Source organism: Streptomyces sp. NPDC103540 (assembly GCF_055584445.1).
Genome location: NZ_JBVJMA010000002.1, coordinates 527,613 through 543,740 on the forward strand (window position 1 = coordinate 527,613; position 16,128 = coordinate 543,740).

Sequence of the window (16,128 nt, forward strand, 5' to 3'; positions counted from 1 at the left end):
GCGTGCCCGCTGCGGCGCGTTAGTCGGCCGGTAACTCGTGTCAGACGATGGGAGGCTCCGGGGCACGCGCAACCAAGCCGCCACGGCGAGGGGTCGATTAGCAACTCGTGTCAGGCGATAAGGGCCTCGGCGCGAGGCCGTGGCCGCTGGGGAGACCCGCGCACAGGTAACACGTGTCGCCCCGGGCCGTCCGATCATCCGCCCACCTCACAGGCCTGCCCTCCGCGGCCGTCGGGGCGCGTTACTCGTGTTGCTCGGCCGGCGGATGCGGTATCGCGAACTCGCACCACACGCGTTTGCCGCCGCCCCGGGGTTCCACACCCCAGGCGTCCGCAAGGTTCTCCACCAGCATCAGGCCCCGCCCCGAGACGGCCCAGTCGCCCGCCTCGCGGCGGCGCGGCAGGGCGCTGCTGGTGTCCTCGACCTCGACGCGGATCCGACCCTCGGCGGTGAGCCGCATGCCGACGTGACCGCCGCCCTCCGTGTGGACGAGGGCGTTGGTCATCAGCTCGTCGGCGGCCAACTCGATCTCGTCGGCCCGTTCTGCGGCGCCCCAGGCCGCAGCCGCAGCCCTGATCAGGTGACGGGCCAGCGCCGGGCCCTGGGGGTCGCCGGGGCTGAGGCGTTGGCGCAGCGGGCCTCCGCCGCGCGGGGCGGGGGTGCCGCGCCGGCGCAGCACGAGCAGGGCCATGTCGTCCCCGCCGCCCGAGTCGCCGACCAGGTCGCACAGCACGTCGGCGAGTTCCTCCACGTCGAGCGGACCGTCCCGCACCGCGTCCAGGAGCTCCCGCATGCCCGTCTCGGGGTCGCCGCCGGGCCGGTCGACGAGGCCGTCGGTGCACAGGAGCAGGGTGTCGCCGGGGTGCAGCTCCAGGGTGGCGACGGGATAGCCGGGCACCGCCTCCGACCACAGCCCGGGCCACGATCCGGGCCCGTCCTGCGGTCGCGTTCCGGACGCGGCGTCCGGCCCCGGCTCGCCTGCGGCGCCGTGCGGCCCCCCTGCGTCGCCGTGCGGCTCGCCCGGGGGCAGTCCGAGCGGGAGCCCGCCCGCGACCCGTACCCGGTGGCAGCTGCCGTCGCCGCGCCGCACCACGGGGTCGAGGTGGCCGGCGCGTACCAGGAGGAGGGTGCCGGTGTTGAGGTCCAGTTCGGCGTAGGTGCAGGTGGCGAAGCGTTCGGTGGCCAGGTCCCGGAGGAAGGCGTTGGCCCGTGCCATCGCCGTGCCGGGGGTGTGGCCCTCCAGGATGTACGCGCGGAGCACGATCCGCAGCTGGCCCATGACGGCGGCGGCGTCCGTGTCGTGCCCCTCCACGTCGCCGATCATGACGCCGACCCGGCCCTCGCCGAGCGGGATCACGTCGTACCAGTCGCCGCCGATGTCCCGGCCCATGCGGGCGGCCCGGTAGCGTACGGCGATCAGTGCCCCGGGCACCTCGGGGATCCTGCGCGGCAGCATGGCGCGCTGGAGGCCCTCGGCGAGGTCGTGCTCCTGCTCGAAGAGGATCGCCCGCTGGAGGCTCTGGGCGATGCCGCTGCCGAGGGCGACGAGGACGTTGCGCTCCTCGTCGGTGAAGTCCCCGTCGCGGGTGTAGAGCAGGCCGAGGGCGCCGATGGCCCTGCCCTGGGCGATGAGGGGCAGGTAGACCCCGCTGCGCACGGACAGCGGTTCGATGTAGGGCCACAGCTGCGGGTAGCGCCGCTGGAACTCCTCCCGCGAGGCGAGGAAGACGGGCTGGAGGGTGCGTACGGCCTCGCTCATCGGCAGGCGGGCGTCGATGCGGGTGTACTCGATCTCGGGCACGTACGAACCGAGGCGGCCCTCCGCGACCAGGTGGACCCGGGCTCCGTCGACGATGCCGAGCATCACGCTGACGGCTCCGAGGTGCCCCAGCGCGTCCGGGTCCTTGAGGATGTCGGTGACGTCGTTGACGGTGCGGGCGTGCGCGAGGATCGCGGCGGTCCGCTCTACGACCCCCGTCATGCGGCGGCGCCCCTCGTCGCGCTCGCCGGTGGCTCCGGGCTCGCCCGGGTCGTGGTCGGCGTCGCGGAGGATCCCGATGACGCGGTACGCGCGGCCCTGCGGGTCCCGCAGGATGTGGCCCTGTACGTGGGTCCAGGCGGTGGAACCGTCGGGGCGGCGGGTGCGGAAGTAGGCGCCGTAGTGGCTGCGCCCGTCGGCCAGGGCCTGGGCGACGCGCCGGTCGAAGCGGGTCTCGTCGGAGGGCAGGACGCGCTCGCGCAACCCGGCGGCGGTTCCGTCGAACTCCTCCGGGCGCAGTGCGACGACCTCGAGGGCGGTCGCGTCCAGGTGCATGCGTCCGCTGTCGAGGTCCCAGTCGAAGGTGCCCATGCGGTTGAGCGCGAGGCTCAGGTCGGGCCGCGCGGGCCAGTCGACCTCGGGGGTGCGTCCCCGCTGGTCCATGAAGCCAGGGTCTCACCGTTCACCCGACTCCGGCACGCGCACCGGCCGCCGGCCCGGACCCGTCGTCCGCCCGGGGGCGCGGGACCGGGGGCACGGACCGGGACGCGCATGCCGCTCGCGGACGCGCCACGAGGCCGGTCACGAGCCTGGCGGCGAGCCGTCCTGCGGGGTGGCGTCGTGGACCAACAGGGCGATCTGCACGCGGTTGTTGAGGTCGAGGCGCGTCAGGATCCGCGAGACGTGCGTCTTCACGGTGGGCAGTGCCAGGTGGAGGCTGCGGGCGATCTCGGCGTTCGAGAGTCCGCGTCCCACCGCCAGCGCCACGTCCCGCTCGCGGGGTCCGAGCAGGTCCAGGCGGGCCCGGGCGGCCGCCTCCCGGGACCCCTGCCCGCCGTCGCCCGCCACCTGGTCCATGAGACGACGGGTGACGGCCGGCGACAGCACCGGGTCGCCGGACGCGACCGTGCGCAGCGCCGCGACGATCTCCCGGGGCGGGGTGTCCTTGAGGAGGAAACCGGCCGCGCCGGCGCGCAGGGCGCGCGCCACGTGCGCGTCGGTGTGGAAGGTGGTCAACACCAGCACTTCCGGGGCGCCTTGACGGGCGCGCAGCTCCTGCGTGGCGGTCAGTCCGTCGACGCCAGGCATCCGGATGTCCATCAGGACGACGTCGGGGCGGTGCTCGGCGACGAGCGCGGGCACCTGCGCCCCGTCGGCGGCCTCCGCGACGACGTCGATGTCGTCCGCCCCGCCCAGCATGAGGCGCAGTCCGGCGCGGACGATGGCGTCGTCGTCGACCAGCAGGACACGGATCACGCGGGTTCCTCCCCCTCGGGGCCGGTCGCCGGCCGTGGATCGGGCCAGGGTAGCCGGGCGTGCACGCGGAAGTCCGTCCCGTCGGGTCCGGCCGTCAGGTCTCCGCCCGCGAGGCGGGCCCGTTCGGCGAGGCCGATGAGTCCGTGGCCCCCGCCGGTGGCCGCGATGGCCTCGACGTCGGCGGCGGTGGCGTGGGCGGCGGGTTGTGCGGTGGGCCGGGTGGTGGTGCGGGTGTTGCGGACCTCGATGTCGAGGCCGTCTCCCGGCCCACCGGTGATCCGGATGCGGGCGGTGGCGTCGGGCGCGTGTTTGCGTACGTTCGTCAGCGCCTCCTGCACGATCCGGTACGCGGTACGCCCCACCTCGGGCGGCGGTTCCTGTCCCCGGGGCGGTCCGGTGAGCTCGACGGCCGTGCCCGCCGCCGCGGTCTCGGCCACCAGCCTTTCCAGGTCGGCCAGTTCGGGCTGGGGGCGCTCGGCGTCGGCGGGGGCGGCCCCCGCCGACGCCGGGTCCTCGCGCAGGACCCCGATGACCTGGCGCAGGTCGTCCAGCGCGAGGTGGGCGCTCTCGCGGATCACGGCGGCGGCGCGGGCGATGTCCTCCCGTGGGGCTCCCGGGTTGAACTCCAGGGCACCCGCGTGCAGGGCGAGCAGGGACAGCCGGTGTCCGAGCACGTCGTGCATCTCGCGGGCGATCTCCTCGCGGACGTCCCTGCGGGCCTGGGTTTCGGCGAGTTCGGCGCGTGCGCGCAGGGAGGTGACGAGCTGGCGGCGGGAGCGACGGAACAGGCCCCAGCCGACGGCTCCGGCCAGGAGCGCGAAGTACGTGGCGGCCGGGCCGACCCGGTCCTCGGACATGCCGGGCAGCTGCCACAGGAAGACGGGCAGCGGGGCGAAGGCCAGCGCCGCCACCCATGCGGTGGCCCGCCACGGGCGGGTCGCGGCCACGGTGAACACCGCCACCATCGCGGGGCCGGTCAGGTAGTGGGCCTGGCTGCCGGCGAGGAGGAGGACGACCGCCAGCGCCACCGGCCACCGGCGCCGCAGCAGCAGCGCTGCGCAGCCGAGGCCTCCGACGGCCTGGTCGGCGGCCCGCCAGGCGGGGCCGAGGTCCTCGGGCAGGGGGATGGACTGCGAGCTGACGGCGGCGAAGCAGGCCGCGAAGAGGATCAGGGCCAGGTCGGCGGCCCAGTCGCGGGGGGTGCGGGTGATGCGGGTAGTGCGGGTGATGCGGCGCATGGGTCCGGAATCTACGCGCGCCGGGCGCGCGGTTCGTGCTGTGGCTCCGGAACGGATACTTAAGTACGAGCGGCGGCTACCGAGGGCCGATCCGGCCGTCGGCGCCGCGCGCCTACCGTCGGGGCCATGACTTCCTCTGCTTCCAAGTCCCCCGGAGCGGCCCTGGCGGGGCTGCTCTCCTTCGTCCTCGTCGTGGGTGGCGCGAGCGGGTTGCTCCACGAGTGGCTCGGCTGGATCCACTTCATGGGCTTCGTCCGCTTCGTGGTCCCGGACGGCTACGAGGTCTTCGGCTATGTCGTCATGGTCGCGGTCGGTCTGGCGGTGGGCGCTGCGGGCGACGCCCTCACCGGGCGAGGGCGCCGCCGCTGAGCCGTGGGTCGCGCGTGCGTGCGGTGGTGACGAAGTGCGGTGGTTACTCGTGTTGCGACGGGGGGTCGGTCACCGCTCCGGCCGTGGTTTCCCGTGCGACCGTCAGCACTTGAGGGTGGTGGAGGAGGCCGCGACCGTCTCCTCCAGCGTCTTGACCTGAGGCTGGATCGCCGTCATCACGTTCTGGCCGGTGGTGTCGCCCGGCAGGTCCTCGTAGGCCTTCTTGAGGTTGTCGCCGGCGCTCTTGAGGGCGTCGCGCTTGGCCTGCTCCAGGGACTGGAGGTTGTCGCCCATCGCGTCGATGTCCTTCTTGACCGCTTCGTAGGCGTCCTTGATCTGGTCCTTCGTCGCGTTCGCGGGGTCGAGGGCGCGGAGCTTGGCGGTGTCGCCCTTGAGGCTGGAGAGGTTCGTGCACAGGGCCTGGGCAGCCTGGGTCGCCTCCTCCTTGGGGGTGGTGCTGTCGTCGGAGCAGGCGCTGAGACCGAGGGCCGCGGTGGCGCAGATCAGGGTGGTCGCCGCGAAACGCTTCATGGGGTCGTGCCTTTCTCAACTCTCAACAGGTTCCGGTGACGGGAGCCCATCGCGGGGCGAGATCATTTCTGATCAGTTCCGGACAAACTTCGCATACAGCCTCTGGTCCCGCATCTATTGATCCGCCGACTCACCCGTCAGGCCCTCCTGGGGGTGCGCCGGGCGCCCGACCCCCGTTGACTGGGCCGGACGAGCGAACGAGGAGGCGGCAGTGACACGTGTTGGCCGGGTACGAAGCATCCGCGGAGCGGTGTTCGGGGTGCTCGCGGTCGTGGTGGCCGCGGGCCTGACCGGATGCGGGGGCGATGCCCAGGAGAAGGTCACGGGCGTCGCCTCCCAGGCGGCCTCGGCGGCCTCACAGGCGGCGGACGCCCTCGATTCGGCCTCCGACACCGCACGCCGCAAGCTGAACGAGGTCAAGGACGGTGTGGACGCCAAGGACGCCGTGACGCTGGGGCAGCCGGCGACGCAGACGGACGGCCATCCCACCGTCCCCGTCACCGCCCGCAACACCACCGACTCCCCGAAGTCCTTCGCCGTCCAGGTCAACTTCCGCGACCCCGGCGGGAACCTCCTCGACACGGTCGTCGTGACCGTCACGGACGTCCCGGCCGGCCAGTCGAAGGAGGCGACCGCGCGCAGCACCCGGGGGCTGTCCGGCACGGTGAAGGCCGACGTGGGCACAGCCCTGCGCTACTGACCCCCACCCTGCCCACCCCCCTCCCCCAACCCGGTCGACACCCCGTCCCCCACCCCGGTCGACACCCGCGCCGGCCCGGAGGACGATGGAGAGGACGGGCGCCTTCCGATCAACCCCAGACCGCCGCTTCCCTGCGACGGCCGGAGGGAGAAATCCCGAGGCGGTGCGTACGGCCCTTCGAGCCGAACGGACCCTCGCGGGCCGCGACTCGCCCGTACGGAGCGGCCGTCCGTGCGCCGTCCTCCCCCGTCGCGCGGCCGTTCGCGTTCCTCCTCTCCCTCCGCCACCCCGTGAGGGAGAAGACCACCATGAACCGGTTCACCCGCAGGCAGGTCGGACGTACCACCGTCACCTCCCTGATCACGGCGTCCTTCCTCTCCGGAGGCCTGGTGGCGCTGTCACCGGCGGCCTCGGCGGCAGCGCCGAGGGCCGTCCCGACCATCGGCACCTGTACGGTCACGCCCGCCGCCGACGGGCTCAGCATCACCATCGCCGGCAGCGGCTGGGGCCCGAAAGAAGCGCTCAGGCTCAACGACGGCGAGTCCACGTTCCCCATCGACGTCCTCGCCGACGGCTCCTTCTCGCTCAAGCGCTTCCAGAAGAGCACCGACTTCACCGTGCTGCCCGACAGTGGCGGGTTCAAGAACTGCGTGGTGGCCAAGCCGGACAAGACCCAGTCGCAGAAGGACAAGGAAGAGATCCGCAAGGCCCGCGCCGACGGCTTCAAGGCGGGCGTCGCGGCCGGCAAGGAAGCGGCCCAGGAGAACTGCAAGCAGGCCAAGCCGAAGCCCCCCAAGAAGCACCCCGGACTCGTCGCCCAGGACGAAGCGGTCGAGAAGGCCTTCAACGACGCCTTCCTCGCCGGCGCCACCAGCGCCTTCGACAAGTTCTGCCACAGCGGCAGCAACCGCCACTAGGCCGGGGACGAGTGCCATGCGTACCCGAGCCGGAACGGCCCTCGTGTGTCCCCTGGCCGTCGCCTCCCTCCTCGCCCTGGGCCCGCCGGCCCTCGCCCAGACCCCGGGCTCGGGCCCTTCCGTCACCTCCGCCGTCCCGACGGGAACCTGTGTGGTGAAGCCCTCGGACGACGGCAAGACCGTGACCGTCACCGGCACCGGCTTCATCGGTACCGGCGGCGCGGCCCTGCGGGGCAACGCCCCCGGCGCCACCGTCGGCCTCGGCAACCTCGACGGCCTGAACCCGCCCGGCGTCTTCAACCTGACCGGGCTGCCCGTCACGGACTACGCCGTCCACCAGCAGAAGGGCGGAGTGATCGCCTGCCGCGAGATCCCCTCCGACAAGTCGACCAACAAGGAACTCGTCCGGGCCGCACAGGACCGCGGCTTCAAGGCGGGCGTCGCGGCCGGCAAGGAAGCGGCCCAGGAGAACTGCGAAGGGGCCAAGCCCAAACCGCCCAAGAAGCACCCCGGACTCGTCGCCCAGGACGAGGCCGTCGAGAAGGCCTTCAACGACGCCTTCCTCGCCGGCGCCACCACCGCCTTCAACGCGTTCTGCCGCAGCGGGCGGTGAACGCCCGCGCGTCCGCAGCGCCGGACCCGGTCTACGGGTTGTCACCGCCGCCGGAAGGCGGTGCGGACGACGGCCCGGACGGCGGCGCCGAAGCCGGTTCGGAGGCCGGTTCGGAGGCCGGATCCGAAGCGGGGTCGGACGCGGGATCGGAAGCGGGGTCGGAGGGCGGAGCCGACGAGGAGTCCGCGTCCGACGGGGTGTCGGAAGGAGGAGCGTCCGAGCCGCCGTCGGAAGGGCTCCCGCTGTCGTCGGGCGACGGACGATCGACGTCGCGGTCGCCGTCCTCGGCGGACGGTGAGGTGCTCACCGGCGGCGGGCTGCTCTTCCCGGGCAGCCGGGACGGCGGGGGCGACGGCGGAGGGGGGATCACGGGAGGGACGACGGGCGGTTCCACGGGCTTGTCGCGCTCCGGCTTCGCCCCCTTCTCCCGTTCGTACCAACGGTCGTCCTGGTGGTCGTAGATCATGATCTTGTTGATGACGGTCACGGACGGGGCGATCACGACCACGCGCGCGGGCTGGTACGAGGCCCAGGGCCGCCCCTGGCGCTTCGGGTCGGGCGGCAGCGCCACCGGGGCACCGAGCGGGTTCCCGCACGCGCACCGCACCCTCGGCACGCCCCGGTCATCCACGAGCACGGCCGTACCGGCCTGGAGGACGGCCTGGTAGGCGGTGGGCCGGCCGTCGCGGAATCCGTGGTTGGTTACACGCGTGTCCACGCGCAGTTGGACCGGCGTCAGCGAACGCAGGTAGCCGGGGACGGAGGCCACCCTGATGCCGAGGGCCTCGGCGAAGGCCGTGTTCTTGGCGGGCTGCGCCGTCAGGACGGTGATCTGCTTTTCCACGTCGCAGCTGGCGACGTCCTTCGTGCCGCCGTAGAGGCCGGGAGAGGAGCCGCTGACGCTGCGCGTGCCGGCCGGGGTGGAGGTGGGCGTCGGCCCCGGCGGGGCCTCGGGCACGGGGGTGGCCTGCCGGGTGGCGGTGGACTCGGTGAAGGGGTCCGGACCGGCGTCGGAAGCGGGCTGGAGGAACACCTCGGCCCCGGCCCGCCGCGTGCCCCCGCCGTCGGGCCGGGTCAGTACGACGACGAGGGCCACGACGGCCGCGAGGGCCACCGCCACCGTCGCCAGTCGTGGCACCGAACGCCACCAGGGCCCGGGCGAACCCCCGCCGGCTCCTCCGGGCGGCCCGGCGGGCGGTGGCGGGGGCGGGGGGCCGCCCGGGGTGCCCTGCCCGCCGCCGGAGAGGGGACCGGAGGGGGGCCCGCTGGGCCGTCCGGGGGTACCGGGTCCCCCGGACCCCGAAGGCCGCGCGGAACCCGAGGAACCCGAGGAGTCCCCGGGGCCCGAAGAGCCCGTGGGGCCCGGGGGTCCGGGGGGCTGTTCGCCGGAGGGTTGCGTGGTCACGTCACTGCCCTTCCTCCCGGGCGCCGCGGGGGCCCGATGGAACGTACTCGGCGGGATGCACTCGGCGGGGCGCCCGGGTCTCCCGGGAGCGACGGACGGCGGGGGCGGGCGGCCGGCCACCGGTCGGCCTGACGACGGTCGGTCCGGCCGTCGTCCGGCCGTCGCCCGTCCGGCCGTCGCCCGTCGTCCGGTCGTCCGGCCGTCGCCCGTCCGCCGTCCGGCCGTCGCCCGTCGTCAGGCCGACCGGTGGCCGGCCGCCCGGCGCTTACACGTGTGACGTACTCCGACGGACCACCCGTCCCGCACCCTGGCGACCATTGAGCGCCGTCCGGGTGGTGACCGCAAGCCGAGGATGCCTACGGTTGACGGGTGAGCCCTACCTCTCCGAAGGCCTGGGGCGACGCCCTGGTGGCCGTCGTCGCCGGCTTCGCGGTGATGACCGCGGTGGCCGCCGCGGGCCTGGCCTTCGCCGGCTCGGGCGAACTGCCGGCCGGAGCCTTCCCCCGCGTCGTGGCGGCGGTCGTCGTGATGGCCGCCGGCGGCGCGATCGAGGTCACCGGCGACGCCGGCCCCCTGGCCGGGGCGGATGTGAGCCTCTCCGTGCTGCCGCTGTCGGTGAGTCTGGCGGGCGCGCTCGTCACCGGCTGCCTGTTCCTGCGCCCGATGCGTCACCACGCGGTGGTCCGACCCGGTGAACTCCTGGCCCGCGTCGCCCGTACGGTCGCGCTCTGGGCGGTCCTGCTCGTCGTCTTCGCGCTCCTGGCCCGCCGGACCTTCGGGCTCACCGGCGGCGACTCCCCGATCGGCGAGATCGGCGAGATCATCGACGCCACCCCCACGGTCGGCTTCCGCGCGGACGTGCCCGCCACCCTCGGCTTCGGGCTGCTGTGGATCCTCGGCCTGCTGCTGATCGCCCTCTTGGTGTCCCGCCGCGCGCCGCTCCCCGCCGGACTGCTGCGCTTCCACACCGCCGTCCGCCCGGCCGCCTTCGCGACGGCCGTGCTGCTCCTGGCGTACGTGGTCGTCGGCGCGGTCGCCGGGCTGGTGGTGGCCCTCACCCAGGGGCACGCCGCCCGCACCCTGGCCGTGGTCCTGCTCGGCCTGCCGAACCTCGCCTGGCTCGCCCTCACCGTCGGCTTCGGCGGTGCCTGGCAGGGCCGGGTGGAGGGGCCGTTCGGATTGCCGATGCCGCAGCTGCTGGACCGCGTCGTGCGCGGCCCGGAGCTGTCCACGGTCGACGTGGCCGGCCTCGCCCGGCAGGACGCCCGGGCGTGGTGGCTGGTCGTGTCGGCCGCCGTGCTGTTGCTCGGCGCGGGTGTCCTCGCCGCCGTACGCTCCCCCGCGCGGGTCCCCGCCTGGCGGCACGCGCTGCACCTGGCGGTGGCCCTCGCCCTGGCCACGCTCACGGTCTGTCTGCTGGCCCGCGTCCAGGCCCAGTTCGGCCTGTCCGTCCTCGGCATCGGGGACGTCGGCGGTCTCGGCGGCTCCGTCGAACTGACGCCGCTCCTGTGGCGCACCACCGCGCTCGCCCTCCTGTGGGGGGCGGTGGCGGGATTCCTCGGAGCCCTGCTCGCACGCCCCCTGCGCCACCGCGGCCGGGTCGCACCGCCCTCCGCCCCGGACCGAACCTGACGTACGGACCCCGAACGGACCCTGACACCGGACCGCACCCGACACCGAACCGGACCCCGCCCGCCACCCCACCCTCTACCCCGCCCCGCGCCCCCGGAAGAGCGGCAGCGCCCAACCCGGCGGCTCCGGCGGCGCTCCCCCGACCGCCACACCCGCCGCACCCGCCGCGCCCGCCGCTCCCCCGACCGCCGTACCGGCCCGGCGCAGGGCGGCGGTGAACTCCAGGCAGCTCGCCCACCGCTCCTCCGGCGCCTTCGCCAGGGCCTTGGCCAGCACCGCGTCGACCGCCCCCGCGAGTTCCGGCCGCCGGGCGCCGACCGGGGGCGGCGGGTCGTACTGGTGCGCCCAGAGCAGGGCCAGGTCGTCGTCGCGCCGGAACGGCGGTCCGCCGGCCAGCATCTCGTGGACCACGCACCCGAGGCTGTAGACGTCGCAGCGGCCGTCCACGGGCTTGCCGGCGATCTGCTCGGGCGCCACGTAGTCCAGGGTGCCGACGAACTGCCCGACGCTGGTGAACCCCGTCAGCGACAGGGACTTCTTCGTCAGTCCGAAGTCCGTCAGGTACACGTGCTCGGGGTGTTCGCTGTCGGTGCCCTCCGCCACGAGGATGTTGCCCGGTTTGACGTCCCGGTGCACGAGGTCGTGGTCGTGGGCGGCGTCGAGGGCCGAGGCGACCTGTCCGGCGATGCGGGCGGCGGTGTCCACCGGCAGGGGCCCGGTCCGGTCCAGCAGGGCGCGCAGGTCCTGGCCGGGGACGTAGCGCATGGCGATGTAGAGCAGGCCCTCCGCCTCGCCCGCCTCGAAGACGGGGACGATGTGCGGGTGGTCGATGGCGGCGGCCACCTTCGACTCGTGGGCGAAACGCCGGCGGAAGTCGTCGTTGCGGGCGAGTTCGGGCGCCAGCACCTTCAGCGCCACCGTACGGTCCAGGCGCAGGTCACGGGCCCGGTAGACGACGGCCATGCCGCCGCGGCCGATCTCGCCCTCGACGAGGTAGCCGGCGATCCGGCGTCCCGCGGGGTCCGCGGGACGCCCGCCGAGCGGGTCGGCGGCGCCCATCAGCGTCCTCCCGGCTCGGGCCGCCGCGCGACGCGGGTCGGCTCGTGGGGCACGTCCCGTCCGCCCCGGGGCGTCTCCCCGACGCCCGTGTCGCCCCGCGCGCCGGAATCGACCCCGCCCGGCCCCTGCCCCTGCCCCGACCACTGACCCTGACCCGGCCCCGGCTCGGGCCCCGCCTCCGCCGGGTCCGCGAGGACGGCGTAGGTCTGCGGTCGGCCGCCGCCGTCCGCGTACAGCCAGCGCCCCGTCGTGTCGTCGTAGACCCATACGGATTCCCCGTCGATGACGATGCCGGCGCGCAGGCCCGTCACGGCCGCCCGGAAGGCCCCGCCCTCGCCGCGCGCGGCCGTGCGGTAGCGCTCCAGCACGTCCGCGGTGCGGGTGAGGAGCGGTGCGGGGTCCTCGGCGCGCGCGAGGGGCCGTCCGGTGGTCGGCGGGGGCTGCGGTACCGCCACCAGGAGGCGACCGTCGACCCAGGCGGACCACCCGTTGGCGCAGAGGACCTCCCCCCAGTCGCCGCGTCGCGCCAGCAGCCGTACGGGCAGGAAGGGGTCCAGGGAGGCGGTGGGTCGCGAGACGTCGGGGCCCTCCCAGGCGGGGAGCCCGTCCCCGGGTACGACGTGGGTGGGGCGGAAGTCGGTGCCGGGGTCCGCCGGGTCGCTCATCGGGGCGGCCTACTTGCGCATGATCGCGGGCTCGTGCCGCCGCAGCAGCCACGCGACCAGCAGTCCGAACAGCACGGACAGGGCGACGAGCATGCCCATGTTCAGCAGCCAGACGCCGCCGGAGTGGGCGAAGAGGGGGTCGTCGGTGAGGGGGCCGGGGACGATCCGGGCGAGGTCGATGGTTCCGGCCATCGCGCCGAGTGCCCAGCGCGCGGGGACGAACCAGGCCAGTTGTTCGATGACGGGGACGCCCGCGAGCTGGAGGAGGGCTCCGCAGAAGACCACCTGCACGATGGCGAGGAGGACCAGCAGGGGCATGGTGACCTCCTCCTTCGTGACGAGGGCGGAGACCAGCAGTCCGAGCATCATGGCCGTGAAGGAGAGCAGGGCGACGGCCAGGGTGATCTCGACGAGCGGTGGGAGGAAGACCCCCGAGGCCTGCGGGAGGCTCGATCTCACGCCGAAGAGGCCGACGAGGGTGAGGACCACGGCCTGGGCGACGGTGATGGTTCCGAGGACCACGACCTTGGACATCAGGTAGGCGGATCTGGACAGTCCCACGGCGCGCTCGCGCCGGTAGATGACGCGTTCCTTGACGAGTTCGCGCACGGCGTTGGCCGCGCCCGTCAGTACGCCGCCCACGCACAGGATGAGCAGGGCGTTCATCGCGGTCTCCCGCGTGAGGGTGCCGCCGGCCAGGGCGCGGGCCATGGCTCCCATCACGAACGGCAGCGCGATCATGATGGCGAGGAAGGTCCGGTCGGCGCCGAGGGCGGCGGCGTAGCGGCGGACCAGGGTGGACAGTTGGGAGCCCCAGCTCTGTGCCTTGGGCGGGGCGGGGGCGAAGCCGGCGGGGCCGGGCGGGGTGGCGTCGGCGCGGCGGCGGGCGGCGGCGCCCGCCACGTAGGCGCGGTACTGGGGGGAGGCTGCGTACTGGCCGGCCCAGTCGCGGTCCTGTTGGTTCTCGAAGGCCTCGAAGGCCTCGGGCCACTGGGTGAAGCCGAAGAAGTCGAGGGTCTCGTCGGGGGGGCCGAACCAGGCGATGCGGCCTCCGGGGGCCAGGACCAGCAGGCGGTCGCAGACCTCGAGGCTCAGCACGCTGTGGGTGACGACGATGACGGTGCGGCCGTCGTCGGCGAGGCCGCGCAGCATGTGCATGACGGAGCGGTCCATGCCGGGGTCGAGTCCGGAGGTCGGTTCGTCGAGGAAGAGCAGGGAGGGCTTGGTGAGCAGTTCGAGGGCCACGGATACGCGTTTGCGCTGGCCTCCGGAGAGGCTGTGGATGGGCTGGTCGACTCGTTGCAGGAGGCCGAGTTCGGCGATGACCTCGTCGACGCGGGCCTGGCGTTCGGCCTTGGCGGTGTCCTGGGGGAAGCGCAGTTCGGCGGCGTAGGTCAGGGCGCGGCGGACGGTGAGCTGGGAGTGCAGGATGTCGTCCTGGGGGACGAGGCCGATGCGGCTGCGCAGTTCGGCGTAGTCGCGGTAGAGGTCGCGGCCGTCGTAGAGGACGGTGCCGTGGTCGGCGGGTCGCAGGCCGGTGAGGGCGCCGAGGAGGGTGGACTTGCCGGCGCCGCTGGGTCCGACGACGGCGAGCAGGCATTTCGCGCCGACGGGGAAGGAGACGTGGTCGAGGAGGGTCTTGCGGCCGTGGTCGACGGCGACGGCGAGGTCCTGGACGTCGAGGGAGACCTCGCCGGTGTCCACGTACTCCTGGAGCTGGTCGCCGACCAGGCAGAAGGCGGAGCGGCCGATGCCGACGATGTCCCCCTCGCCGATGCGGGCCCGTTCGACGGGGGCGCCGTTGAGGTAGGTGCCGTTGTGGCTGCCGACGTCGACGATCTCGAAGGTGCCGTCGGTGAGGGCGTACAGCTCGGCGTGCCGGCGGGAGACGACGAGGTCGTCGATGACGAGGTCGTTGCCGGGGTCGCGGCCGATGCGCAGGGCGGTCCGGGCCGGCAAGGGTCGGATGTGGGTGGGGTCGCGGAAGGTGCCGGTGAGGGAGGGATGGGAGACGCGGGAGGGGCGGGAGGTACGGGAGGCGGAGGCCGGGGTGGCCGGGGCGGCCGGGGCGGCCGCCGAAGGCGAGGCGGAGGCCGGGGCGGCCGGGGTGGCCGCCGAAGGCGAGGCGGAGGCCGGGGCGGCGGGGGCGGCCGAGGTGCGGGAAGTCGAGGCACGGCCGACGAGGAGGGCGCGCGGGCCGTCCTCGACGCTGCCGAAGCGCAGTTCGCTGCCGGGGCCGACGGTCCACGCGTGGACGCGGTGTCCGTCGGCCCAGGTGCCGTTGGTGCTGTTCTCGTCCTCGACGGTCCAGTGGTCGCCCTCGGGGCGCAGGACCGCGTGGTGCCAGGAGACGCGGGCGTCGTCGAGGCAGATCTCGCAGAGGGGGTCTCTGCCGACGTGATAGGTGCGTCCCGGACTCATCTCGGTGGAGCCGCCGGCGGTCTCCAGGACGAGTTCGGGCGCGGTCGGCACACCGGGGCGCTGGACCATGCACAGATTTTCCCACGATCCGCCCACGCCGGCATAACAGCAGGTCAGAGCGCTCTTATAGGTAATGACAACGGTCCCCGTTGCAGCCTTTGCCGTTCCGCTCGCGGTGCGCTTCACTTCACGCGTCGGAACCGAACAGACGGGGGATGGATGCGATGAGCGGGTACGGGCACGGGACGCGGGACCACGACGGGTCCCACGACCACGAGGGGTCCCAGAACCACGACGGGCACGACCACGACGGGCACGGCCACGACGGCCACGACGGCGGTCGCGGTCACGACGGCCACGGGCACGCCGGGCACAGCCACGGCGTGGATCCGGACGCCGACCGCCGGTGGCTCGCGATCGCGCTCGGCCTCATCGGGGGCTTCATGGCCATCGAGGTGGTCATCGGCGTGATGGCCCATTCGCTGGCGCTGATCTCCGACGCCGCGCACATGCTCACCGACGCCGTCTCGATCGTCCTGGCCCTGATCGCGATGCGGCTGGCGGCCCGTCCGGCGCGCGGCGGCTTCACCTTCGGGCTCAAGCGCGCGGAGATACTCTCGGCCCAGGCGAACGGGCTGACACTGTTGCTGCTGGCGGTGTGGCTGGCGTACGAGGCGGTACGACGGTTGCTGGATCCCCCTCCGGTCGAGGGCGGGCTGGTCCTGGTCACCGCGCTGGCGGGAATCGTCGTGAACGTGGCGGCGGCCTGGTGCATCTCGCGGGCGAACCGTTCCTCGCTGGCCGTCGAGGGCGCCTACCAGCACATCCTCAACGACCTGTTCGCGTTCATCGGGACGGCCGTATCCGGTCTGATCGTGGTGACCACCGGCTTCGTCCAGGCCGACGCGATCGCCACCCTCGTGGTGGTGGTGCTGATGGTGAAGGCCGGCTACGGGCTCGTGCGGGAGTCCGGACGGATCTTCCTGGAGGCCGCTCCGGCGCACCTGGACCCGGACGCGGTCGGTGACCGGCTCGTGCACCACCCGCCGGTGACCGAGGTCCACGACCTGCACATATGGACGATCACCTCCGGGCAGGCGGCCCTGTCCGCGCACGTCCTGGTGGAGCCGGCGGGCGACTGCCACGCCGTACGCCGCGACCTGGAGCGGATGCTGGCGAAGCAGTACGGGATCACCCACACGACCCTCCAGGTGGACCACGTCCAGGACGCGCTGCTGTCGGTGGGGCGGCCCGGCGAGGCGGGCGTGGACGACGGTGACGGGCACTGCGCCGAGGCCCACGGCCCCGTCCACCGCCAGGGCCCGCACGCGCACTGACCCGGG

Annotated in this window: 14 protein-coding genes; 6 read left to right on the top strand and 8 right to left on the bottom strand. The window is 74.0% G+C overall.

Annotation, left to right across the window (positions count from 1 at the left end):
- Positions 1-241 precede the first annotated feature (241 nt).
- From ACZ6ZI_RS06965 to ACZ6ZI_RS06975, 3 genes are all read right to left on the bottom strand, one after another.
- On the bottom strand, positions 242-2,422 hold the full coding sequence (locus ACZ6ZI_RS06965) for a SpoIIE family protein phosphatase (RefSeq protein WP_469517114.1): 2,181 nt from the start codon (positions 2,420-2,422) through the stop codon (positions 242-244).
- Between the two features lie 138 nt (positions 2,423-2,560).
- Positions 2,561-3,235: a response regulator gene (locus ACZ6ZI_RS06970; protein WP_469517117.1), complete on the bottom strand. Its 675-nt coding sequence runs from the start codon at positions 3,233-3,235 to the stop codon at positions 2,561-2,563.
- Positions 3,232-4,473, bottom strand: a complete 1,242-nt coding sequence (locus tag ACZ6ZI_RS06975; protein WP_469517120.1) for a sensor histidine kinase — start codon at positions 4,471-4,473, stop codon at positions 3,232-3,234. Before ACZ6ZI_RS06975 ends, ACZ6ZI_RS06970 begins: the two co-directional genes overlap by 4 nt.
- A 126-nt stretch (positions 4,474-4,599) precedes the next feature.
- Between ACZ6ZI_RS06975 and ACZ6ZI_RS06980 the strand changes: the two genes are divergently transcribed.
- Positions 4,600-4,842, top strand: coding sequence for a hypothetical protein (locus ACZ6ZI_RS06980; protein WP_469517123.1), 243 nt, complete (start codon positions 4,600-4,602; stop codon positions 4,840-4,842).
- A gap of 102 nt (positions 4,843-4,944) precedes the next feature.
- On the opposite strand, the gene ACZ6ZI_RS06985 is transcribed toward ACZ6ZI_RS06980, so the two are convergent.
- Complete coding sequence (locus tag ACZ6ZI_RS06985; protein WP_469517125.1) at positions 4,945-5,373, bottom strand: hypothetical protein; 429 nt, start codon at positions 5,371-5,373, stop codon at positions 4,945-4,947.
- 211 nt (positions 5,374-5,584) lie between these two features.
- Here ACZ6ZI_RS06985 and ACZ6ZI_RS06990 point away from each other — a divergent pair, with 211 nt between their 5' ends.
- From ACZ6ZI_RS06990 to ACZ6ZI_RS07000, 3 genes are all read left to right on the top strand, one after another.
- Entirely contained in the window at positions 5,585-6,073 is a 489-nt protein-coding gene (locus tag ACZ6ZI_RS06990) for an FxLYD domain-containing protein (RefSeq protein WP_469517128.1), read from the top strand.
- A 308-nt stretch (positions 6,074-6,381) separates the two neighbouring features.
- Positions 6,382-6,990, top strand: coding sequence for a hypothetical protein (locus tag ACZ6ZI_RS06995; RefSeq protein ID WP_469517131.1), 609 nt, complete (start codon positions 6,382-6,384; stop codon positions 6,988-6,990).
- 16 nt (positions 6,991-7,006) lie between these two features.
- Positions 7,007-7,603, top strand: a complete 597-nt coding sequence (locus ACZ6ZI_RS07000; RefSeq protein ID WP_469517134.1) for a hypothetical protein — start codon at positions 7,007-7,009, stop codon at positions 7,601-7,603.
- A 31-nt stretch (positions 7,604-7,634) separates the two neighbouring features.
- On the opposite strand, the gene ACZ6ZI_RS07005 is transcribed toward ACZ6ZI_RS07000, so the two are convergent.
- On the bottom strand, positions 7,635-8,741 hold the full coding sequence (locus ACZ6ZI_RS07005) for a DUF6777 domain-containing protein (RefSeq protein ID WP_469517137.1): 1,107 nt from the start codon (positions 8,739-8,741) through the stop codon (positions 7,635-7,637).
- Positions 8,742-9,377: 636 nt separating this feature from the next.
- Between ACZ6ZI_RS07005 and ACZ6ZI_RS07010 the strand changes: the two genes are divergently transcribed.
- Positions 9,378-10,640 carry a streptophobe family protein gene (locus tag ACZ6ZI_RS07010; RefSeq protein WP_469517139.1) on the top strand — a complete coding sequence of 421 codons (1,263 nt, stop codon included), beginning with the start codon at positions 9,378-9,380 and terminating at the stop codon, positions 10,638-10,640.
- 75 nt (positions 10,641-10,715) lie between these two features.
- On the opposite strand, the gene ACZ6ZI_RS07015 is transcribed toward ACZ6ZI_RS07010, so the two are convergent.
- The 3 genes from ACZ6ZI_RS07015 to ACZ6ZI_RS07025 are packed head-to-tail and all read right to left on the bottom strand — an operon-like array spanning position 10,716 to position 14,854.
- A complete protein-coding gene (locus ACZ6ZI_RS07015; RefSeq protein WP_469517142.1) occupies positions 10,716-11,699 on the bottom strand; it encodes a serine/threonine-protein kinase in 984 nt (327 codons plus the stop codon).
- On the bottom strand, positions 11,699-12,364 hold the full coding sequence (locus ACZ6ZI_RS07020; RefSeq protein WP_469517145.1) for a hypothetical protein: 666 nt from the start codon (positions 12,362-12,364) through the stop codon (positions 11,699-11,701). The genes ACZ6ZI_RS07015 and ACZ6ZI_RS07020 overlap by 1 nt, the downstream gene beginning before the upstream one ends.
- Positions 12,365-12,373: 9 nt before the next feature.
- Complete coding sequence (locus tag ACZ6ZI_RS07025) at positions 12,374-14,854, bottom strand: ABC transporter ATP-binding protein/permease (RefSeq protein ID WP_469517148.1); 2,481 nt, start codon at positions 14,852-14,854, stop codon at positions 12,374-12,376.
- 155 nt (positions 14,855-15,009) lie between these two features.
- Here ACZ6ZI_RS07025 and ACZ6ZI_RS07030 point away from each other — a divergent pair, with 155 nt between their 5' ends.
- Complete coding sequence (locus ACZ6ZI_RS07030) at positions 15,010-16,122, top strand: cation diffusion facilitator family transporter (protein ID WP_469517151.1); 1,113 nt, start codon at positions 15,010-15,012, stop codon at positions 16,120-16,122.
- The last annotated feature ends 6 nt before the right edge of the window (positions 16,123-16,128 follow it).